This is a genomic window from Paenisporosarcina sp. HGH0030 (assembly GCF_000411295.1).
Lineage (GTDB): Bacteria > Bacillota > Bacilli > Bacillales_A > Planococcaceae > Paenisporosarcina.
This window is the reverse complement of sequence record NZ_KE150421.1, coordinates 1,161,707-1,183,030: the sequence shown is the minus strand read 5'-3', so window position 1 is coordinate 1,183,030 and position 21,324 is coordinate 1,161,707. Positions and strand designations below refer to the sequence as shown.

The following is a 21,324-nucleotide window of genomic DNA, read 5'->3' as shown; positions in this document are numbered from 1 at the left end:
AATGAATGTTCTATTTCGTAATGTAAAAGAATTGGTCGCTTTGGCTAACAGTGAAAATAAATTGATTTCTGAGTTGATGATTGAGCAGGAAATGTTGGTTACACGAAGAAGCCGTGAAGACATCATGAATCAAATGGACCGCAACTTGACGGTCATGGAAGAAGCAGTTGAAAAAGGATTGAAAGGCGTTCAATCCACTTCAGGTTTAACTGGAGGAGACGCAGTGCTACTTCAAAATTACATGAAAAAAGGCAAAACGCTTTCTGGCACATTGTTGATTGATGCAGTTAGTAAAGCTGTAGCAACTAACGAAGTAAATGCGGCTATGGGGACGATTTGTGCAACACCGACTGCAGGTTCAGCAGGCGTAGTGCCTGGTACTTTATTCGCTGTGCAAAATCAATTGAATCCTACACGTGAAGAAATGATACGTTACTTGTTCACTTCAGGAGCTTTTGGATTCGTGGTAGCTAACAATGCATCCATTTCAGGAGCTGCTGGAGGATGTCAGGCGGAAGTAGGATCAGCAGCGGCGATGGCAGCGGCAGCGATTGTTGAAATGTCCGGCGGTACTCCACAGCAATGTTCGGAAGCTTTTGCGATAACGATGAAGAATATGCTGGGTCTAGTCTGTGATCCTGTTGCGGGATTAGTAGAAGTTCCATGTGTTAAACGCAATGCGATGGGAGCTGCAAACGCATTGGTTGCTGCAGATATGGCTCTAGCAGGCGTGACTAGCCGTATACCTTGTGATGAAGTTATTGATGCCATGTTTAAAATTGGTCAAACAATGCCAACTGCATTAAAAGAAACTGCGCAGGGCGGTTTAGCTGCGACACCTACAGGAAGAGCACTAGCAGAAAGAATCTTTGGTGCTGAATTTGTAAAAGGTGTCTGATAAAGCACTTCAGGCAGTCAGTAGTTTAAAAGGTATTGGTGGCGAAACAGAAAAAACACTGAATGACATGGGCATTGTTACTTTACTGGATTTAGTCATGACATTTCCATATCGTCATGAAGATTTTCGTTTAAAAAACATCTCAGAAACACCACATAATGAACGGATAACAGTGGAGGGAAGGGTCGAAAGTGAACCTTCCGTTCTTTTTTTAGGGAAAAACAAATCTCGTATGCAAATTAGACTTCTCGTAGGACCACATTTAATTAAAGTGGTCTTTTTTAATCAGGCATACTTGAAGAATAAAATAACCAGCGGTCAAATCATAACGGTAACAGGTAAATGGGATCGAGGTCGTCAGGCGATCAGCGTATCCAATTTTTCGCCAGGACCCAAAACGGACAATGTGGATTTTGAGCCCATGTATAGCCTGAAAGGATCTCTTCATCAAAAAACTTTCCGTAAATTTATGCATCAGGCTTTGCAGGAAGTGGCAAACGATTTAGAAGAATGTCTGCCACATAGCTTAAGAGAAACTTATAAACTTTTACCAGTGCATGAAGCGCTGGAAGGGATACACTTCCCGAAATCTGCCGAACATGTGAAACAGGCACGCAGACGATTTGTTTATGAAGAATTATTGCAGTTCCAATTGAAAATGCAAGCGATAAAAAAAGCGCGTAAAGAACAAAATAAAGGGCTCTCCATTGCCTATGATGTCCAGAAATTAAAAGACTTAATTGCTGCACTTCCATACGAACTGACGAATGCTCAAAAGCGGGTAGTCAATGAAATATGTAAAGATTTAAAAGAGCCACACCGTATGAACCGCTTGCTTCAAGGTGATGTTGGTTCGGGTAAAACGGTTGTTGCTGCGATTGGTTTGTATGCAGTGATTACCGCAGGCTACCAGGGCGCCATGATGGCTCCAACGGAAATTTTGGCAGAGCAACATGCCGCGTCACTCCATGATTGGTTGTCACCTCTGGGGATACGTATGGCACTATTAACCGGTTCCACCAAAACAAAAGCAAGAAGAATTTTACTGGAGCAACTTCAAAATGGGGAGATTGACTTGCTCATAGGAACACACGCACTTATTCAGCCGGACGTAGAATTTAAGAAACTTGGTCTCGTCATTACCGATGAACAACATAGATTCGGTGTGGAACAGCGTAGGGTGCTGCGGGACAAAGGAATGAACCCGGATGTATTATTCATGACGGCAACACCGATTCCCCGCACACTGGCGATTACAGCTTTTGGTGAAATGGATGTATCCATTATTGATGAAATGCCAGCTGGGCGAAAAGAGATTGAAACGCATTGGGTTAAAAAGGAGCTTTTTGATCAAATCATTAAACGCATGGTGGTAGAACTTCAAGCTGGTAGACAAGCCTACGTCATTTGTCCACTCATTGAAGAATCGGATAAACTGGATGTGCAGAATGCAGTGGAAGTTTACGAACAATTGTCTTCCATTTTCCATCAGAAATATAAGGTAGGTCTGATGCATGGCCGTTTGCATTCGAGTGAAAAAGATGAAGTGATGAGGGCATTCAGTGATGGGGAAGTTCAAGTTCTCGTATCCACTACAGTAGTAGAAGTAGGGGTGAATGTTCCGAATGCCACGTTTATGGTTATTTATGATGCAGAACGTTTTGGTTTGGCCCAACTTCATCAGCTTCGCGGTCGTGTAGGGCGTGGCTCTGAACAGTCCTATTGTATTTTATTGGCTGATCCGAAATCCGAGGAAGGTAAAGAACGAATGACGTCAATGACAGAAACCAATGATGGATTCAAACTTGCTGAAAAAGATCTGGAACTTCGTGGAGCAGGTGATTTTTTCGGTCGGAAACAAAGCGGGATGCCAGAGTTCAAGATGGCAGACCTCGTCCATGACTACCGTGCACTAGAAACTGCAAGACAAGACGCTGAAAGATTTATTTCCTCAGATGAATTTTGGACAAGTGATGAGACAAAGTGTTTGCGGAACTACTTGGAAAAATCTGGTGCCATGGATGGAGAACGGATTGATTAATTAAGCTCTGTTAAATGGTATGGTTGTTTATCGTCCATTTGCGCATGCCGCACGTACCGCATGCCAACAAGTCGCCTCCACTCCAATCAAAAGAAATTGCTTCTGTAATCGTGTCTCTGTAAAATATATAAGTTGGAAGGTGGTTGGCTATTTCTGAAGACTCCTGCGGAAAAACGAAACAAGTTAGACCCCACAGGCTCAGCTGTCATAGACAGTTGAACCGAGGAGGCTAGCGTTTCGTCCGCGGAAAGCGAAAGATATAGCCGACCACAATCTATTTCGATAGAGTGCAAAAAATAAGAACTCAATTTTTATACTTTTAGATTAATTATTATTCTTTTGTCAACAAGCTGCAGGTCAAACTACCTTTGACCATTTTCATTCTTGCGGCTTGCTATGCGCCAAAGCCATTAATTATTAGCGTGGTGACTCGAGTCGAACTACATTGTACGCAAAAAATCGCACAGGAGCATTTTCCTGTGCGATTTCTCCATGTTGAATAGTCAAACCATTCAAATGGTATTTATTTTAAAACCAAAAAATCAACGCTACAATAATTATTAGTGGAAGTAAGGCGCTATACATCAATCCAAGTTTAGTCATACTTTTTTCACTACTATAAACAGCGTCTCTTTCTTTTGTAACTAAAAGTGTACTTACCAGAGCGATTACCAAAATTATGGAAACGATAATTAATAAAATGAGAATGTTCATATTTCCTCCTTGAATGTCATCTTTATCGTAAACCTTGTTTAGAATATATCCTTACATTCAAACATTGAAATGATTACATATGATATAAAAAATGTATTTCTACTTTTCCTACTGCCCTATCGCATATAATTATAAAGGATTTACTAAATTTATGACCATCCATTTCGGTATTAATTATACCATCCACTTTTGTGCTATTTTCAAAAATAAATTACTCTTGAACCACTTGCAAGGCTTCTGCAAATCGTTTTATTCCTTCATGTATATTTCCTTCATTTTCTCTAGCAAATGTAAAACGGACATATCCTTTTTCTGAACCCATTGTTGTTCCAGGAACGAATATAATCCCTCTTTTTATGGATTCTTCCAGCAGTTTCATTTCATTAAATTCTATATTCAGCTTGCACCAGATATGAATTCCTCCTTCGGGAGCATGAAAATCGACTTGTTTCCCAAGAAAAAATTCAAGGCTTTTGGCTATTTGATCTCTTCGCTTTTTCAACTGCATGTTTAACCTTTTTATATGTGCAGGAAAGTCTTCTGATTCCAGGAAATCATTTGCAATCCATTGAGTGAAACTCGAATGTCCAAAATCAATCTGCTGCTTCGCATCTGTCAATCGTTCAATCACCGCTTTTGGACCTATGATCCAGCCAATCCTCAATCCGGAAGCCACGATTTTTGATAATGAACTTATATACAGGACATTCCCTTGGGTGTCCATCGACTTTAAGGTGGTGACTTCATCACCCCTAAAGGAAGATAAACTGTATGGATCATCTTCCACAATAGGAATTCCGTACTTAGATGATATGTCCAAAACAGCTTTTCTTCTACTCTGGGATAGAAATGTTCCAGTTGGATTTTGGAAAGCGGGATTCAAGAAAATCATTCTGATTTTATGCTTTTTATATAAGGATACTAAGTCATCCGGATTAATTCCTTCCGTGTCCATGGGCAAATAATAGGTCCTGATACCTGCAGATTTGAATATAGGGAGACTGTAAGAATACGATGGATTCTCTATAGCTACTGCATCACCTGGCTTTAACAGGCATTGGATGACTAAATGCAAAGCTTGCTGTGCACCAGAGGTAATAAGGATTGAGGACGGATCTGTTCCCTCCATTTTCCTTTGATGAATCACATGTTTTGCAATTGTATTTCTTAATATCACATTCCCTTGAGGGTGATCATAGCCCAAGCTTCCGAAAAATGATCTGTTTGATGCAATGCTTCTCAGTGTGGCCTGTGGGAAGAGGTCTTCCGACAATTCTCCACTCGCTAAATTGATCAATTTATGATCAGCCACTTCTTTTCGGATTTTTTGGGTTACGGCTAAATTAGGCAATATAGAGCCAGCCTCAATATATCGATTCCAACTCGGAATCCGTTTCTTCGTAATCCCCCATATGTCTTTATTTATTGTTGTACCGCTTCCTCTTTTTCTTTGGATAAGCCCATTGGATTCCAATTCGTCGTATGCAGACACAACTGTACTGCGGTTAATGTTATATTCCTTAGCCAAGAACCTTTCCGACGGAAGTGGTTCATCATGCGGAAAAGTTCCATCCGCAATTCCGGCTTCGATATATTCCGCAAGCTGTTTATAGATCGCTTTTTTGGCATTTCTATCCGGCATCCAGTTCATTTTTCACATTCCCCTTTAGTACGTTTATCAATGCAGTTGATCGTGTGTTTTATTGGTTTAGTTACGATTTCTTTTGCTTGTCTCTATTATGGCACCAATGCCACCAAGAGAAAAATTAAACGCTATGCATCAATTAGTCTGTATGAAATATTCTTTAACTTCTTCTTTTCTTAGATGGCCCGAAAAAATTGCTCGCCTTTGAAAAATGCACTCTTTTGATGCTCCATTTGAAGTATGAACTTTCATAGAATCCTTGCATTCTTTTTGTTGTATTAATATACTGATATTAGTACCAAGTGCTAATATCGGATGGTGACCATATGAAACGCTCAAAAAAAGAACGTCAACAACTGTTAATAGATACGATAAAAAATAATCCCTTCATCACGGATGAAGAGCTGGCAGGCCAGTTTAGCGTAAGTGTCCAGACAATACGATTGGATCGATTGGAATTATCAATTCCCGAGTTACGCGAGCGCATAAAACATGTCGCTTCGAAATCTTTTGAAGATGAGGTACGTTCATTGCCGTTAAATGAAGTAATCGGTGAAATGGTAGACATTGAGTTGGATGTCCGAGCAATTTCATTGTTTGACGTTAAAACGGAACATGTATTCAAACGAAATCGAATCGCACGTGGGCATCATTTATTCGCTCAGGCCAATTCGTTGGCAGTGGCTGTCATTAATGATGAGTTAGCGTTGACTGTGAAATCGAATTTGTCTTTTGTTAAACCAGTCAAACTTGGAGATCGCGTTATTGCAAAAGCAGCAGTGACAAAAAAAGATCAAGATAAAAATCGCACATTTGTCGAAGTCACTTCAACTGTCGAAAATGAAATTGTTTTTGAAGGACATTTTGAAATGTATCGCACAAATGAGCATGGTAAAGGTGATGTATCATGAGAATCGCAGTAGACGCAATGGGTGGAGACCACGCACCTAAAGAAATCGTGGAAGGTGTTTTAAAAGCACTGGAGCAATTCGAAGATATCCATATTCTTTTATACGGTCATGAAGAAAAGGTGAAACCGTTTCTTTCAACTCATGAACGGTTAACACTTATACATACAGAAGAAAAAATAGAAGCAGACGATGAGCCTGTAAGAGCGATTCGTCGGAAAAAAGATGCTTCGATGGTTCGCATGGCGGAAGCCGTGAAAAACGGAGAAGCCAATGCGTGTGTATCTGCTGGTAACACGGGAGCATTAATGGCTGCTGGACTTTTCATCGTAGGTCGAATTGAAGGAATTGAGCGCCCTGCACTTGCTCCAACATTGCCGACAATCGATGGACAAGGATTTGTTATGCTCGATTTGGGAGCAAATTCTGATGCGAAGCCTGAGCATTTGGTTCAGTTCGGTATTATGGGGAGTATTTATGCGGCAAAAGTACGTGGGATCGAATCACCACGAGTTGGATTGCTGAACATCGGGACGGAAGAAACAAAAGGAAATGAATTAACGAAGGCTGCTTTTAGTCAATTACAACAAGCACCGATTAACTTCGTTGGGAACGTGGAATCACGAGATTTACTGATGAATGTCGCTGATGTTGTTGTGACGGATGGTTTTACAGGCAACATGGTATTGAAGTCAATAGAAGGAACTGCAGCTAGCTTTTTCAGTATGTTAAAAGGAGTATTTGGCGCTTCTACGAAATCAAAAATATCCGCTTATCTAGTCAAAGATGATTTACGTGGTCTAAAAAACAAAATGGATTATACCGAATACGGAGGCGCTGCATTATTTGGTCTGAAAGCACCTGTCATCAAAGCACATGGGTCTTCCAATGCCAATGCCGTAATGAACGCAATCCGCCAGGCACGTACAATGGTTGAATTTGATGTGTGTGGCACAATCCATTCAACTATTGAAGGAGGTAAAACTAAATGACAAAAATTGCATTTATTTTTCCAGGACAAGGATCTCAAGCGATTGGCATGGGGAATGAATTGGTTCAGAGCAATACAGGTAACAAGGCGTTTTATGATAAAGCCGATGAGCAATTGGGATTCTCCCTTTCAACGCTGATGTTGGAAGGACCGGTTGAAGAATTGACGTACACTTATAATGCACAGCCCGCACTTTTGACAACAAGCACAATGGTATCTGAACTTCTGCAAGCTGCTGGTTTAAAACCAGATTATACAATAGGTCATAGTCTTGGAGAATATTCAGCACTTGTTGCATCAGGCGTTATGTCTTTTGAAGACGGTGTGAAAATTGTCCATCAACGTGGGTTATTTATGAATGAAGCGGTACCTGCTGGACTAGGGGCTATGGCTGCCATTCTCGGTATGGAAGCTGATGCTCTAAAAATGGTAACGGATCAAGTGACAGCTGAGGGTGAAGTTGTCCAACTCGCAAACTTGAATTGTCCTGGCCAAATCGTCATATCAGGAACAAAAGCCGGCGTTGAAAAAGCCTGTCTGCAAGCAAAAGAAGCTGGAGCTAAACGAGCGATCCCACTGGTTGTCAGCGGACCGTTCCACTCTGAGCTTATGAGACCTGCAGCATCGAAACTGGAGAATGCATTAAATGAACTGGACATGCATAATACAGATGTTCCTGTTATTTCAAATGTTACTGCCGGACCTGTAACATCGGCTGAGGAAATGAAACAGCTACTGGTTGAACAACTTTATTCACCTGTGCGTTTCGAAGAATCAATCCGTGCATTATTGGACTTAGGCGTAAACACATTCATTGAATGTGGACCTGGTAAAGTTCTGAGTGGATTAGTGAAAAAAATTGATCGATCGGCAGTCGTTTATGCAGCTTATGATAACGAAACTGTTGAGCAAGTAATTGAGGCAGCAAAGGAGTGGGCGTAATGGGGAAATTAATGGGGAAAACGGCAATCGTCACTGGAGCTTCACGAGGAATTGGTGCTGAAATCGCAAAGTATTTAGCTAAAGAAGGGGCACGCATTGCTGTGAACTACAGCGGCAGCCAAGCAAAAGCTGAAGAAGTTGTGAATGACATACTTGCAAATGGTGGAGAAGCTTTCGCCATTCAGGCAAGTGTCAGCGATGCAGAAAGTGTATCTGCAATGATTGCTGAAACAATGAGCCGTTACGGCAGTATCGATATTTTAGTCAACAATGCTGGGATTACACGCGACAATCTCTTAATGCGTATGAAAGAAAATGAGTGGGACGACGTGATCAACACAAATCTAAAAGGTGTATTTTTGTGTACGAAAGCCGTTACTCGCCAAATGATGAAGCAACGTGCTGGCAGAATCGTCAATATTGCATCGATTGTCGGCGTTTCAGGTAATGCGGGTCAAGCTAACTATGTAGCGGCTAAAGCGGGTGTTATTGGATTGACGAAAACAACTGCGAAAGAATTGGCTAGTCGTAACATTAATGTCAACGCTATTGCACCAGGATTCATCACTACTGATATGACAGACGAACTGTCCGAAGAAATGAAATCGCAAATGCTGACTCAAATTCCGTTGGCGAAGCTAGGTAATCCTGAAGATGTAGCAAAAGCGGTTGTATTTTTGGCTTCCGATGATTCGAACTACATTACAGGTCAAACGCTTCATGTCGATGGCGGAATGATAATGTAATTATCCTCTATGAAGTAAGCGTGGTTTTTTGTATAATCATTGAGGGGAGGTGACTTTAGTGGCAACAGTAGTAGAGCGCGTAACAAAAGTAATCGTAGATCGTTTAGGTGTAGACGAGAGCGAAGTGAAAATGGAAGCTTCTTTCCGTGATGATTTAGGTGCTGACTCTCTAGATGTAGTTGAACTTGTAATGGAATTGGAAGATGAGTTCGACATGGAGATTTCAGATGAAGATGCTGAACAGATCAGTACTGTAGGAAATGCAGTTACTTATATCGAAAGCAAACAAGGATAAGCAATTATTCACTTGCGAGACGCGATAGACATTCTTTAAGAATGGTCTATCGCGTCTCTATTTCTTTTTGCACATTACAGGACAAACGGGTAAACTAGACCGTAGAAACTAAAGGAAGGCAGATTATATAGATGACGGGTAAACGTAGAGGAACTCCTCAAAAAAACGGAACATTTTCCGAAACAGTCAAGCAATCATTTGCGGTATTACAGCAAGAATTAGGAGTTCAATTTCAAAACCCTGAACTTCTTTATCAATCATTTACCCATTCATCCTATGTGAATGAGCATCGACGGAAATTTTACACGGACAATGAGCGACTTGAATTTCTAGGTGACGCTGTTCTTGAACTCTCTGTCTCTCAATACTTATTTCAAAAGTTTACTGCCATGAGCGAAGGTGAATTGACCAAATTACGTGCGGCGATCGTTTGCGAACCGTCACTCGTTTTATTTGCGAATGAATTAAACTTTGGGAAGTATGTGCTTTTAGGTAAGGGAGAAGAGATTACAGGTGGACGCGAAAGACCAGCACTTCTTGCAGATGTGTTTGAGTCATTTGTCGGCGCACTATATTTAGATCAAGGCTTACAACCTGTTGTGAAGTTTTTGGAACAAGTTGTGTTTCCAAAAGTCGAAATCGGTGCTTTTTCGCATGTGATGGATTACAAGAGTCAGTTACAAGAAATGGTTCAACAAATGAACAATGGTGCATTGAACTATGAAATTGTAGAAGAAAAGGGACCTGCCCACAATCGAACGTTTGTCTCCAGTGTGAGATTAGGCAACACCGAGTTGGGTGAAGGTAAAGGCAAGTCTAAAAAAGAAGCTGAACAAAAAGCGGCCCAAGTAGCGATTATTCGCATACAAGGCCAAGTTGCAAGCAGACAGGAGGGCTAAATTTGTTCCTAAAGCGACTTGAAGTCATTGGATTTAAATCGTTTGCGGATCGAATTGGCATTGATTTTGTACCAGGCGTGACCGCAGTGGTCGGTCCAAATGGAAGTGGGAAAAGTAATGTAACGGATGCCATTCGATGGGTTTTGGGAGAACAGTCCGCAAAATCACTTCGCGGCGCCAAAATGGAAGATGTCATTTTTGCAGGAAGCGACTCACGAAAAGCGCTTAATTTTGCAGAAGTTACTCTTATACTTGATAACTCAGATGAGCGCTTGCCATTGGATTACAACGAGATCAGTGTCACGAGACGCGTGTTTCGTTCGGGCGATAGTGAATACTTATTAAATAAACAAACTTGTAGATTAAAAGATATTAATGATTTATTTATGGATTCCGGGCTAGGTAAAGAAGCCTTTTCGATTATTTCACAAGGACGAGTGGATGAAATTCTCAACAGTCGTCCAGAAGACCGCCGTTCTATTTTTGAAGAAGCTGCGGGTGTTCTAAAATATAAATTGCGTAAAAAGAAAGCCGAGAACAAATTGTTTGAAACCGATGACAATTTACACAGAGTGCTGGATATTTTACACGAACTGGATAGTCGGATGGAGCCGCTTCAAATGCAAGCGTCAGCAGCCACCGATTATTTGCGCATGTCCGAAGAATTAAAGGACGTTGACTTAGGGTTAATTGCTTTTGATTTGGTACGTGTTGAAAAACGCTTAGGTGAAGTTAAGCAGGAAGTGGAAGTCTTCGAAAAGCAAGAAAAGGAACTGGAAGACCTCATAGCTAAAATGGAAACTGAGTTACATACGGTTCGTGAGCAATTGACAGAGCAGGACCGATTAATTGATGATTCACAGGAATCACTTGTTGAAGCCAGTTCCGAGCTTGAGCGCTGGGATGGGCGTAAACAATTGATGGCTGAAAAGCGTCAAAATATGGACCAGCAAATCGATAAACTACGCTTAACCATTGATGAACTTGAAGAAGAGAAAAACCAGTTAACGACCCAGTTGGAACTAAAGCAAGCCGCTACCTCGAAAGCAAGAACGGAATTGCGAAATGTCCAACAGGAAGTCAAACAGTTGGATCATTTGTTGAAACAATCCAGTGCAGAGATTGAAGTGGAAATCGAAGATCATAAGTCAACATATATTGATTTGTTAAATGAAGAAGCGACTGTCAAAAATGAACTGAAACATTTGGAGCAACAGCTTCTTCAACAACATGAATTCAAAGATAAAATGACGAATGAATATGAACAGATTACTTCAGACTTATCAACTGTCGAGATACAAAAGAAGCAAGTGGATAAGCAGTTATCACAAATTCGAAGTGAACTGGACAAAAACCTGACTGATTACAAAAAACGTCAAGAGGCTTTCTCGAAAGAAAAAGAGAAACTTGATTCCAAGCAATCGATGCTATATCAAGCTTATCAACACCAACAACAGTTGAAAGCAAGAAAAGAATCGTTAGAAGCACTGGAAGCGGATTTCTCTGGTTTCTTCCAAGGCGTCAAAGAAGTATTGGTTGCGCGTGAAAAGGGCGAACTGTCCGGCATTACAGGTGCGGTAGCAGAGCTTATTCAAGTAAAGCCTGAATATACAAAAGCGCTCGAGACAGCGCTTGGTGGAGCTATGCAACATATAGTTACCGAGTCGGATCAAGATGCGCGAAAAGCTATTGCGTTTTTGAAAAACAAACGCTCTGGCCGTGCTACATTCCTTCCGAAGACGGTCATGAAGTCGAGAAAAATACAAGCGGATACATTGAGAAGCATTGGAGGTCATCCTTCTTTCGTTCAAACAGCGGATGAACTCGTTTCCTTTGATCCATCGTCAAAATCCATTGTCGAAAATTTACTTGGAAATGTCATTGTGGTCAAAGATTTGCAAGGGGCTTCCCAAATTGCCAAATCCATTCAATATCGCTACCGAGTTGTTACACTGGATGGAGATATCGTCAATGCAGGCGGTTCATTGACCGGAGGATTCACTAAGCAACAGTCTTCTGTCTTCTCAAGGAAAGCCGAGCTGGATGAACTTTCAATGAAATTAAAAGCGATGGATCAGTCCATTCTTACAGCTGAATCTCAAGTGGCCACACTGAAAAAGTCTATTGACCAACAAGTTGAGTTACTTGAAAGTATGCGTACCGAAGGGGAACAACGCAGAGCGCAGGAATTGGAACTAAGTTCTAATCTTCGTGAACTCGAAACCGCTTTCAAGCGTCTTAATGAACGAGCATTTATTTCCAATTCGGAAACAAAAGATGTTTCAAGTCGACATGAACAAGCAAAAGAAAAGAAAAATCAAGCTCAGCAACGTCTTCATGAATTAAAGAATGAACTGGAAACACTGAATGATACAATCAATCGGTTAACCAATCTCAAATCACAGACGCTGAATGAACGGGATCAATTAACAGAACAAATGGCTGAACTTCGTTCAAAACAGGCGGTTTTAACCGAGCAATTGAATGTTTCCAACGATGTAGTTGTCGATTTGCAGGAAAAACAACAAAAAGTTTCGCAAAAGCTTGATCACGCCAAACAGGAAATGCAATGGTATGAATCTGGTGACAATCAAATGGGTCCAACTCCGGAAGAAATTGACCAGCAACTGATTGAGTGGAAAGAGAAAAAGCAAACACTTGTTGATCGTATTACCGTAGGCAAAGAAAAACGTGGACAAATTCATGTCCAACTACAACAGGTTGAACTGCAACTGAAGAAAAATCAACATTTGCATAAACAACAGTTGGACGCTTTGAGAGCCGCTGAAGTGAAGCTGAATCGTTTTGACGTTGAACAGCATACGCTGCATACCCAGCTGGAAGAAAACTATCATCTGACATTGGATGAATTGGAACTGCCAGATATGGATACATTTGAAGAAGACGTTTCACGAAAAAAAGTGAAACTGCTGAAGCAATCCATTGAAGAGTTGGGTCCTGTGAATGTAGCCTCCATTGAAGAATTCGAACGAGTTTCTGAGCGTCATGCTTTCCTGACCGATCAACGTCAGGATTTATTGGATGCAAAAGAAACATTGCATGAAGCTATTAAAGAAATGGATGAAGAAATGACGTTGCGTTTCAGTGATACATTCTACGCCATTCGGGCGCAATTCGGCCGCGTCTTCCGAGAATTGTTTGGTGGTGGCCAAGCGGATTTAGTATTGACCGATCCTTCAGATATGCTGGAAACTGGCATCGAAATCGTTGCCCAGCCTCCTGGGAAAAAGCGACAAAATTTAAGTTTGCTTTCAGGTGGAGAGCGTGCGCTCACAGCCATTGCCTTATTGTTTGCCATTCTAAACATTCGTCCTGTACCGTTCTGTATTCTGGATGAAGTAGAAGCGGCACTGGATGAATCAAATGTAATTCGTTACAGTCAATACTTGAAAAAATTTAGTCAAGATACACAGTTTATCGTTATCACCCATCGCAAAGGTACGATGGAAGGTGCAGATGTTCTATATGGAATTACCATGCAGGAATCAGGTATTTCTAAATTGGTATCTGTCAAAATGCAAGAAGATCAACCGACACTTGTCGCACAAGGGAGCGAAAGAGCTTGAGTTTCTTTAAAAAAATGAAAGAAAAATTAACAGGAACCAGTGAATCGGTTTCTATATCCGAAAAATTCAAGGATGGATTATCTAAAACACGCAATCAATTTACTTCCAAAGTGAATGATTTAGTGGCGAAGTACCGTAAAGTGGATGAGGATTTCTTTGAGGAACTGGAAGATTTATTGCTTCAAGCCGATGTTGGGGTTGAAACGGTAATGGAATTGATGGATGCGTTGAGATTTGAGGTTCAACGTAAAAACATGAAAGACACTGCTGGTATTCAATCTGTGATTTCTGAGAAGTTAGTAGAAATATACGAATCTGGTGAAGAAGAATCAAACGAACTCCTTATTCAGGAAGATGGCTTAACGGTTATTTTGTTTGTAGGGGTAAACGGCGTTGGAAAAACAACAACCATTGGTAAACTTGCACATCGCCTGAAACAACAAGGAAAAACTGTCATGCTGGCAGCTGGAGATACTTTCCGTGCGGGTGCAATTGATCAACTGCAAGTTTGGGGAGACCGCGTAGGAGTTGAAGTAATTAAACAATCCGAAGGGTCAGATCCTGCAGCGGTTATGTACGATGCGGTACGTTCAGCGAAAAGCAAAGGGATTGACGTATTGATTTGTGATACGGCTGGTCGATTGCAAAACAAAGTGAACTTGATGAATGAATTGCAAAAAGTTCATCGCGTAATCGAACGTGAAGTACCAGGTGCTCCACACGAAGTGTTGCTTGCACTTGATGCGACAACAGGTCAAAATGCATTAGTCCAAGCACAAGCATTCAAAGATGCAACAAATGTAACAGGAATTGTTCTGACAAAGTTAGATGGAACAGCAAAAGGCGGAATTGTTCTGGCAATCCGTAACAAATTGCACATCCCGGTTAAATTTGTAGGGCTCGGAGAAAAAATGGACGATTTACAGCCTTTCGATACGGAGAAATATGTATACGGTTTATTTGCAGAAGGTCTGGAGCAGGAAGAAGCGGAAGATACTAAGTAGACAAGTAAAAATACTTGACGCTCAAAGTAATGCTCGATATGATACATGTAGGAAGTTGTAGGTGGGAGAGATCACAATGCTACTTGAAAAAACGACACGTATGAACTTTCTATATGATTTTTATCAGTCTTTGCTGACCGATAAACAACGAAGCTATATGCATCTTTATTATCTGGATGATCACTCACTGGGTGAAATAGCTGACGAATACGAAATCTCAAGACAAGCTGTCTATGATAATATTCGTCGCACAGAAGCGATGTTAGAAGAATACGAAGAAAAACTTAAATTACTGGAAAAATTTCAGCAACGCCAACTTGTAATGAATCAATTACAACAAGTAATTCAAGCGGAATCAGTCAATAAAGAACTAGCTTCTGAATTGATTGAGATGCTAAAAGAATCGGATTAGGAGGCGGCATGCATGGCATTTGAAGGATTAGCCGAGCGGCTGCAAGGAACCATCCAACGTATTAAAGGTAAAGGTAAAGTTTCCGAAGCAGACGTCAAAGAAATGATGAGAGAAGTCCGTTTTGCTTTAATCGAAGCAGACGTAAACTTAAAAGTAGTCAAAGAATTCGTCAAAAAAGTAAGTGAGCGTGCAGTTGGCGTGGATGTCATGAAGAGTTTGACTCCAGGTCAACAAGTCATCAAAATCGTAAAAGATGAATTGACTGAATTGATGGGTGGGGAACAAAGCCCGATTCAGTTTGCGAAAAAACCACCAACCGTTATAATGATGGTCGGTTTGCAAGGTGCTGGTAAAACAACCACTACCGGGAAATTGGCGAATATTTTGCGTAAAAAATATAACCGTAATCCTTTATTGGTAGCAGCGGATATTTATCGTCCAGCAGCCATCCAACAATTGCAAACAATTGGTAAGCAGTTATCGTTGCCTGTATTTTCATTAGGGACAGAAGTTTCTCCTGTTGAAATCGTCCGTCAAGCTCTTGAGAAATCAAAAGAAGATCACAACGATGTCATTATCATTGATACTGCGGGACGTTTACACATCGACGAGGACCTTATGCAAGAATTGAAAGACATTCGTGCATTGAAGGAACCGGATGAAGTGTTCCTAGTGGTAGATTCAATGACAGGTCAAGATGCTGTCAACGTTGCTCAAAGCTTCAACGAAAGCATCGGCATTACAGGTGTTGTCCTAACGAAACTTGATGGGGACACACGTGGTGGTGCAGCACTTTCCATTCGTTCAGTAGCTCAAAAACCGATTAAATTTGTCGGGATGGGTGAAAAAATGGATGCCCTTGAACCTTTCCACCCTGAGCGTATGGCTTCCCGTATTTTAGGGATGGGTGACATGTTGTCGTTGATTGAAAAAGCTCAAGCTAACGTAGATGAAGAAAAAGCGAAAGAGTTGGAAGAGAAATTCAGAACTCAAAGCTTTACGTTAGATGATTTTGTTGAACAACTGAACCAAGTGAAGAAAATGGGTCCTCTTGAGGACATCATTAAAATGCTTCCCGGGGCAGGTAAAATCAAAGGGCTAGAAAATGCCAAAGTTGATGAAAAACAAATGGGGCGTGTAGAAGCGATTATTTACGCTATGACACCTCAAGAAAAAACGACACCGGATATCATTAACTCCAGTCGGAAAAAACGAATTGCAAAAGGATCTGGAACGTCTATTCAAGACGTGAACCGTTTGCTTAAGCAATTCGAAGACATGAAGAAAATGATGAAGCAAATGTCGAACATGCAACAACAAAAAGGCAAGAAAAAGATGAAAATGCCTGGCTTGGATTCCCTTTTCAAGTGATTTTTCAGGCAAAATATTAGGTGTTAAGAAAAAACACTTTACAAACAAATAAATCCTTGATAATATACTATCTTGTGTGAAACTATTCGGAGGTGCTATTAAACATGGCAGTTAAAATTCGCTTAAAACGTATGGGAGCTAAAAAATCTCCTTTCTATCGTATTGTTGTTGCTGACGCTCGCGCTCCACGTGACGGCCGTCAAATCGAAACAGTTGGTACTTACAACCCATTAACAAAACCAGCTGAAGTTAAAATCAACGAAGAATTAGCGTTGAAATGGTTATCAACTGGTGCTAAACCATCTGATACAGTACGTAACTTGTTCTCTGAACAAGGTATCATGGAGAAATTCCATAACGCAAAAAACGCTAAATAATCGGGGGCAGCATAATGAAGCAGCTGATTGAAACAATTGTTAAACCATTAGTTGATTATCCGGAAGAAGTTCGTGTTGAATTAGACGAAAATGCAAACCGTATTGTCTACAAACTTTCTGTCCATGCTGAAGATATGGGGAAAGTTATTGGTAAGCAAGGTCGTGTTGCGAAAGCAATCCGTACCATTGTTTATTCAGCAGCAAGCAGTCACCACAAAAAGAAGACGTATGTCGACATTTTAGATTAAGACGCAAAGGAGGGAGCTCATGGTTCCTTCCTTTTTTGCACTTTAAATCGGGAGTGATTTTAATGAATTGGTATAACGTCGGTAAAATTGTTAATACACATGGAATTCGTGGAGAAGTGCGCGTCATTTCAAGTACAGATTTTCCTGAAGAGCGTTATGCAGTAGGTAATAAGCTGTCTTTGTTCAAAGATGGAAAATCGCCTCTAGTGTTAACTGTTGCAAGTCACCGTCAACATAAGAACTTTGATTTATTGACATTCGAAGGCTATTTGACGATTGAAATGGTGCAAGAGTTCCGGGACGGCATTTTAAAAGTGTCTGAAAATCAGTTGTCCGATTTAGAAGGGGACGAGTACTATTTCCATGAAATCCTAGGTTGTACTGTGTTTGGCCTGAATGGACAGGAAATTGGAGTGGTGACGGATATTTTGCAAACGGGAGCAAATGATGTTTGGACCGTAACGCCTGCAAAAGGGAAAGCTCATTACATTCCTTATATTGAAGATGTAGTAAAAGAAATTGATGTCGATGAAAAGAAAATCGTCATTGATGTATTGGACGGCTTATTGTCATGATGCGTATTCATGTGTTGTCGTTATTCCCGGACATGTTTAATGGTGTCTTCGGATCTTCGATTTTAAAAAAAGCACAGGAAAAGCAGGCAGTCTCACTGGCAGTAACTGATTTCCGTACGTATTCGGGCAATAAACATAACCAGGTGGACGATTATCCATATGGTGGCGGTGCAGGCATGGTGTTAAAGCCAGAACCTTTATTTCAAGCCGTGGAGGCAATTACCGCTAGCTCCAAGAAACCTCGCATCATTTTGATGTGTCCTCAAGGGGAGCGCTTTACTCAAGCGAAAGCTGAAGAATTGGCGCTTGAAGAAGAGTTAGTGTTTTTGTGTGGACATTATGAGGGTTATGATGAACGAATCCGCGAACACTTGGTGACGGATGAAATCTCGATTGGGGATTTTGTTTTGACTGGTGGAGAACTTGGTGCAATGACTGTCATCGATAGTGTCGTGCGATTGTTACCTGGCGTACTTGGAAATGGAGAGTCACCCGTACAGGATTCATTTTCAACTGGATTGCTTGAACATCCACAATATACACGTCCTGCCGATTTCAGAGGGCTGAAAGTGCCAGACGTATTACTTTCAGGAAATCATGCACACATTGATCAATGGCGCAGTGAACAGTCTTTATATCGTACGTGGAGCAGACGGCCAGATTTGTTGTGCAATCATGAATTGACAGCAGCTGAGCAAAAGCTCATCGCACGGTGGGAGAATGAAAAAAACAACTAATTTGCCTTGCTAGCTTCGATGAATTGTGGTATCATCTATTCTGTACTTCTATGTGAAGTGCTGAATTACGGTGTTCCGCTGCAGCCATAGTCGCTGGCATGAGCATCTGTCTAAGGAGAGAAAACCATGCAAAACATTATTACTGAAATTACTAAAGAACAACTTCGTACGGATCTTCCTGAATTCCGTCCTGGTGACACTGTACGTGTACACGTTAAGGTCGTTGAGGGAACTCGCGAACGTATTCAAATGTATGAAGGTATTGTTATTAAACGTCGCGGTGGCGGTGTAAGCTCGACTTTCACAGTTCGTAAAATTTCTTACGGTGTAGGTGTTGAACGTACATTCCCTGTACACACACCAAAAATTGCTCGTTTAGAAGTTCTTCGTCGTGGTAAAGTACGTCGTGCGAAATTGTACTACCTACGTGAATTACGTGGTAAAGCAGCTCGTATTAAAGAAATTCGATAATTATCAAATCAGAAAGGGAGCTTGGCTAACAAGCTCTCTTTCTTTTTGCTTGTCTTTATAAATACTTGTACAATATAAGTAATTGACGCAAGGGGGCAACAAAATGGAACAGACGAAAAAAGAGAAAAATGAGTTATGGGAATGGTCAAAAGCTTTGCTTATCGCATTTGGACTAGCCTGGCTTATTCGTTATTTTTTATTTACACCAATCGTAGTTGATGGGGAATCGATGATGCCGACTCTTGAAGACGGAGATCGGATGATTGTCAACAAAATCGGCTATGAAGTGGGGGAACCAGACCGTTTCGATATCGTCGTGTTCCATGCACCTGAGAAGAAGGATTACATTAAACGTGTCATCGGTGTACCAGGAGATCATATCGCTTATAAAAATGATCAGCTTTATATCAATGGGAAACCTCAACCGGAACCATACTTGGACGCATATAAAAAAGATATTATTGAAGGTACATTAACAGAAGATTTTACACTTGAAGAACTGATTCAAATGGAAGTTGTTCCTGAAGGGCATGTATTTGTCATGGGGGACAACCGAAGATACAGTAAAGACAGCCGAATTATCGGTGTGGTGCCAATGGAAGAAATAATAGGCAGTACGAAAGTTATTTTCTGGCCACCAACTGAAATGGGACTTGTTGAGTAACACAGGAGGAGATTAGAAAATGACCATTCAATGGTTTCCGGGTCATATGGCGAAAGCTCGTCGTGAAGTTACGGAAAAATTAAAATTAGTCGATATTATATTTGAATTGATTGATGCAAGATTGCCGCTGTCTTCACGAAATCCGATGATTGATGAAGTGATCGGGCAGAAGACACGTCTTTTGATTTTAAATAAAATGGACATGGCTGATGATTTTCAAACGAAAAAGTGGATTCAATATTTTGAAGAACGTGGGCACCGTGCTGTTGCCATCAATTCGCTTGAAGGCAAAGGGTTACAAGTTGTGACCAAAGCAGCAAGTGAGCTGTTGTTCGAAAAGTGGGAGCGTATGCGCCTTCGTGGAATCAAACCACGAGCTATTCGTGCGATGATCGTCGGGATTCCTAACGTTGGTAAATCAACGTTAATCAACCGTCTGGCGAAGAAGAATCTAGCTAAAACGGGCAATACGCCTGGTATCACAAAAGCCCAACAGTGGATAAAAGTTGGGAAAGAACTAGAGCTTTTGGATACACCAGGTATCCTGTGGCCGAAGTTTGAAGACCAGGCTGTAGGTTACAAACTGGCGTTGACAGGTGCAATCAAAGACACCATAACCAATATGGAAGACTTGGCTGTATATGGTCTGAAGTTCTTAGCTGCACATTATCCAAAACGTATGGAAGAACGCTACAAATTATCTGAAGTAGATGAGGACTTAGTTGTCACATTTGACCATATCGGGAAACTTAGACGTGCCTACGCAGGTGGTGGGGAAATCGATTATGATCAAGTTGCGCAACTTATTGTACGTGATATCCGTGGGCAACATCTCGGTAAATTGACGTTTGATATTGTGGATGAATTGGTATCAGAACCTGAACAGTAACCTTTTTTACCTTCGGGTAAGAAAGGTTTTTTTATAAACACAAGGCGTTGTTAAATAATCTGATTGTTTATCGTATCTATAGGTTAGCCGTAAGTTCCGGATGAGCCAACAAGTATGAAAAACACAGACTAAGAGGTGAAGCGGAATGCTAACAATAAAGGCAATTTCAGAACAACTTAGGAACACATCAGAACCTAATGACTGGACGAATGAACTTATGAACGATCAACGGACGGGTGTTCAAAAGCTGGTCGCGTCCTGGCTAAAGAGACTGGAAATGGAGAAAAAAGTTCAACTTGAACATGAAGAAAAGATTCATTTTGACAATAGTCACAAGCTATCGATGAATGATTTGGTAGCTGGCATAGATGAAGCAGGGAGAGGTCCACTTGCTGGTCCTGTCGTAACTGCGGCTGTCATTTTCAAGGATTACCCGAGCGAACTTTTTGGGATAAATGACTCCAAACAGCTGTCACGCAGTAAAAGACAGAGTTTCGCAGAAGTCATTAAAAAACATGCACATTGTTATTCCATACATATTCAAGAAGTTGATCAAATTGATACCTTAAATATCTACGAAGCGACACGGTTATCCATGATGAAAGCAGTTGACAACTTGTCGATAGAACCGCACGTCTTACTGGTTGACGCCATGAAGCTGCCTACAACAACATCACAACACTCGATCATCAAAGGGGATGCCAAGAGTCTGGCCATCGCTGCAGCATCGATATTAGCAAAAACAACGCGTGATGAAATAATGGATGAGTTTGATAAAATCTATCCAGAATATCATTTTTCGAAAAATGCCGGATACGGGACAGCTTTACATTTGGAAGCTTTGAGTGAGTTTGGTCCAACGCCCATTCATAGAAAATCATTTGAACCTATAAAATCCATGATTTCATAA

Annotated in this window: 21 protein-coding genes; 20 read left to right on the top strand and 1 reads right to left on the bottom strand. The window is 41.0% G+C overall.

Going from position 1 to position 21,324, the window contains the following annotated elements:
• Position 1 precedes the first annotated feature (1 nt).
• Together sdaAA and recG are read left to right on the top strand one after the other, a co-directional pair.
• Complete coding sequence (sdaAA, locus tag HMPREF1210_RS05945; protein ID WP_016427722.1) at positions 2-898, top strand: L-serine ammonia-lyase, iron-sulfur-dependent, subunit alpha; 897 nt, start codon at positions 2-4, stop codon at positions 896-898.
• A complete protein-coding gene (gene recG, locus HMPREF1210_RS05940; protein WP_016427721.1) occupies positions 891-2,939 on the top strand; it encodes an ATP-dependent DNA helicase RecG in 2,049 nt (682 codons plus the stop codon). Before sdaAA ends, recG begins: the two co-directional genes overlap by 8 nt.
• 925 nt (positions 2,940-3,864) lie before the next feature.
• On the opposite strand, the gene HMPREF1210_RS05930 is transcribed toward recG, so the two are convergent.
• Positions 3,865-5,304, bottom strand: coding sequence for a PLP-dependent aminotransferase family protein (locus tag HMPREF1210_RS05930; RefSeq protein WP_016427719.1), 1,440 nt, complete (start codon positions 5,302-5,304; stop codon positions 3,865-3,867).
• 320 nt (positions 5,305-5,624) lie between these two features.
• Here HMPREF1210_RS05930 and fapR point away from each other — a divergent pair, with 320 nt between their 5' ends.
• The 18 genes from fapR (at position 5,625) to HMPREF1210_RS05840 (ending at position 21,324) form a co-directional block, all read left to right on the top strand.
• Positions 5,625-6,209, top strand: coding sequence for a transcription factor FapR (gene fapR, locus HMPREF1210_RS05925; protein ID WP_016427718.1), 585 nt, complete (start codon positions 5,625-5,627; stop codon positions 6,207-6,209).
• Positions 6,206-7,198 carry a phosphate acyltransferase PlsX gene (gene plsX / locus HMPREF1210_RS05920; RefSeq protein ID WP_016427717.1) on the top strand — a complete coding sequence of 331 codons (993 nt, stop codon included), beginning with the start codon at positions 6,206-6,208 and terminating at the stop codon, positions 7,196-7,198. The genes fapR and plsX overlap by 4 nt, the downstream gene beginning before the upstream one ends.
• The gene (fabD, locus tag HMPREF1210_RS05915) at positions 7,195-8,139 is read left to right on the top strand and encodes an ACP S-malonyltransferase (RefSeq protein WP_016427716.1); all 945 of its coding nucleotides are present in this window, start codon (positions 7,195-7,197) and stop codon (positions 8,137-8,139) included. The genes plsX and fabD overlap by 4 nt, the downstream gene beginning before the upstream one ends.
• Positions 8,139-8,885 (top strand): 3-oxoacyl-[acyl-carrier-protein] reductase, encoded by a 747-nt coding sequence (fabG, locus tag HMPREF1210_RS05910; protein ID WP_016427715.1) that lies wholly within the window; start codon positions 8,139-8,141, stop codon positions 8,883-8,885. Before fabD ends, fabG begins: the two co-directional genes overlap by 1 nt.
• Before the next feature lie 58 nt (positions 8,886-8,943).
• A complete protein-coding gene (acpP, locus tag HMPREF1210_RS05905; protein ID WP_016427714.1) occupies positions 8,944-9,180 on the top strand; it encodes an acyl carrier protein in 237 nt (78 codons plus the stop codon).
• A 131-nt stretch (positions 9,181-9,311) separates the two neighbouring features.
• Complete coding sequence (gene rnc, locus HMPREF1210_RS05900; RefSeq protein WP_016427713.1) at positions 9,312-10,079, top strand: ribonuclease III; 768 nt, start codon at positions 9,312-9,314, stop codon at positions 10,077-10,079.
• A 2-nt stretch (positions 10,080-10,081) separates the two neighbouring features.
• On the top strand, positions 10,082-13,666 hold the full coding sequence (gene smc / locus HMPREF1210_RS05895) for a chromosome segregation protein SMC (RefSeq protein ID WP_016427712.1): 3,585 nt from the start codon (positions 10,082-10,084) through the stop codon (positions 13,664-13,666).
• Positions 13,663-14,670 (top strand): signal recognition particle-docking protein FtsY, encoded by a 1,008-nt coding sequence (ftsY, locus tag HMPREF1210_RS05890; protein WP_016427711.1) that lies wholly within the window; start codon positions 13,663-13,665, stop codon positions 14,668-14,670. Before smc ends, ftsY begins: the two co-directional genes overlap by 4 nt.
• 76 nt (positions 14,671-14,746) lie before the next feature.
• Positions 14,747-15,082 (top strand): putative DNA-binding protein, encoded by a 336-nt coding sequence (locus HMPREF1210_RS05885; protein ID WP_016427710.1) that lies wholly within the window; start codon positions 14,747-14,749, stop codon positions 15,080-15,082.
• Positions 15,083-15,094: 12 nt separating this feature from the next.
• Positions 15,095-16,453 (top strand): signal recognition particle protein, encoded by a 1,359-nt coding sequence (gene ffh / locus HMPREF1210_RS05880; protein WP_016427709.1) that lies wholly within the window; start codon positions 15,095-15,097, stop codon positions 16,451-16,453.
• Between the two features lie 104 nt (positions 16,454-16,557).
• Positions 16,558-16,830, top strand: coding sequence for a 30S ribosomal protein S16 (gene rpsP / locus HMPREF1210_RS05875; protein ID WP_016427708.1), 273 nt, complete (start codon positions 16,558-16,560; stop codon positions 16,828-16,830).
• Between the two features lie 14 nt (positions 16,831-16,844).
• On the top strand, positions 16,845-17,078 hold the full coding sequence (locus tag HMPREF1210_RS05870; RefSeq protein WP_016427707.1) for a KH domain-containing protein: 234 nt from the start codon (positions 16,845-16,847) through the stop codon (positions 17,076-17,078).
• A 62-nt stretch (positions 17,079-17,140) separates the two neighbouring features.
• The gene (rimM, locus tag HMPREF1210_RS05865; RefSeq protein WP_016427706.1) at positions 17,141-17,653 is read left to right on the top strand and encodes a ribosome maturation factor RimM; all 513 of its coding nucleotides are present in this window, start codon (positions 17,141-17,143) and stop codon (positions 17,651-17,653) included.
• On the top strand, positions 17,653-18,390 hold the full coding sequence (trmD, locus tag HMPREF1210_RS05860) for a tRNA (guanosine(37)-N1)-methyltransferase TrmD (RefSeq protein WP_036659756.1): 738 nt from the start codon (positions 17,653-17,655) through the stop codon (positions 18,388-18,390). Before rimM ends, trmD begins: the two co-directional genes overlap by 1 nt.
• A gap of 126 nt (positions 18,391-18,516) precedes the next feature.
• The gene (gene rplS / locus HMPREF1210_RS05855) at positions 18,517-18,861 is read left to right on the top strand and encodes a 50S ribosomal protein L19 (protein WP_016427704.1); all 345 of its coding nucleotides are present in this window, start codon (positions 18,517-18,519) and stop codon (positions 18,859-18,861) included.
• A gap of 103 nt (positions 18,862-18,964) precedes the next feature.
• The gene (lepB, locus tag HMPREF1210_RS05850; protein WP_016427703.1) at positions 18,965-19,525 is read left to right on the top strand and encodes a signal peptidase I; all 561 of its coding nucleotides are present in this window, start codon (positions 18,965-18,967) and stop codon (positions 19,523-19,525) included.
• Positions 19,526-19,544: 19 nt separating this feature from the next.
• Positions 19,545-20,414 (top strand): ribosome biogenesis GTPase YlqF, encoded by an 870-nt coding sequence (gene ylqF / locus HMPREF1210_RS05845; protein ID WP_016427702.1) that lies wholly within the window; start codon positions 19,545-19,547, stop codon positions 20,412-20,414.
• Between the two features lie 145 nt (positions 20,415-20,559).
• Entirely contained in the window at positions 20,560-21,324 is a 765-nt protein-coding gene (locus tag HMPREF1210_RS05840) for a ribonuclease HII (RefSeq protein WP_016427701.1), read from the top strand.

What these genes read in the sequence shown, in the direction of transcription:
- sdaAA (WP_016427722.1), top strand. Translation starts at nt 2, where the DNA reads ATGAATGTTCTATTTCGTAATGTAAAAGAATTGGTCGCTTTGGCTAAC.
- HMPREF1210_RS05930 (WP_016427719.1), bottom strand. Translation starts at nt 5,304, where the DNA reads ATGAACTGGATGCCGGATAGAAATGCCAAAAAAGCGATCTATAAACAG.
- fapR (WP_016427718.1), top strand. Translation starts at nt 5,625, where the DNA reads ATGAAACGCTCAAAAAAAGAACGTCAACAACTGTTAATAGATACGATA.
- plsX (WP_016427717.1), top strand. Translation starts at nt 6,206, where the DNA reads ATGAGAATCGCAGTAGACGCAATGGGTGGAGACCACGCACCTAAAGAA.
- fabD (WP_016427716.1), top strand. Translation starts at nt 7,195, where the DNA reads ATGACAAAAATTGCATTTATTTTTCCAGGACAAGGATCTCAAGCGATT.
- fabG (WP_016427715.1), top strand. Translation starts at nt 8,139, where the DNA reads ATGGGGAAATTAATGGGGAAAACGGCAATCGTCACTGGAGCTTCACGA.
- rnc (WP_016427713.1), top strand. Translation starts at nt 9,312, where the DNA reads ATGACGGGTAAACGTAGAGGAACTCCTCAAAAAAACGGAACATTTTCC.
- HMPREF1210_RS05885 (WP_016427710.1), top strand. Translation starts at nt 14,747, where the DNA reads ATGCTACTTGAAAAAACGACACGTATGAACTTTCTATATGATTTTTAT.
- ffh (WP_016427709.1), top strand. Translation starts at nt 15,095, where the DNA reads ATGGCATTTGAAGGATTAGCCGAGCGGCTGCAAGGAACCATCCAACGT.
- rpsP (WP_016427708.1), top strand. Translation starts at nt 16,558, where the DNA reads ATGGCAGTTAAAATTCGCTTAAAACGTATGGGAGCTAAAAAATCTCCT.
- HMPREF1210_RS05870 (WP_016427707.1), top strand. Translation starts at nt 16,845, where the DNA reads ATGAAGCAGCTGATTGAAACAATTGTTAAACCATTAGTTGATTATCCG.
- rimM (WP_016427706.1), top strand. Translation starts at nt 17,141, where the DNA reads ATGAATTGGTATAACGTCGGTAAAATTGTTAATACACATGGAATTCGT.
- trmD (WP_036659756.1), top strand. Translation starts at nt 17,653, where the DNA reads ATGCGTATTCATGTGTTGTCGTTATTCCCGGACATGTTTAATGGTGTC.
- rplS (WP_016427704.1), top strand. Translation starts at nt 18,517, where the DNA reads ATGCAAAACATTATTACTGAAATTACTAAAGAACAACTTCGTACGGAT.
- lepB (WP_016427703.1), top strand. Translation starts at nt 18,965, where the DNA reads ATGGAACAGACGAAAAAAGAGAAAAATGAGTTATGGGAATGGTCAAAA.
- ylqF (WP_016427702.1), top strand. Translation starts at nt 19,545, where the DNA reads ATGACCATTCAATGGTTTCCGGGTCATATGGCGAAAGCTCGTCGTGAA.
- HMPREF1210_RS05840 (WP_016427701.1), top strand. Translation starts at nt 20,560, where the DNA reads ATGCTAACAATAAAGGCAATTTCAGAACAACTTAGGAACACATCAGAA.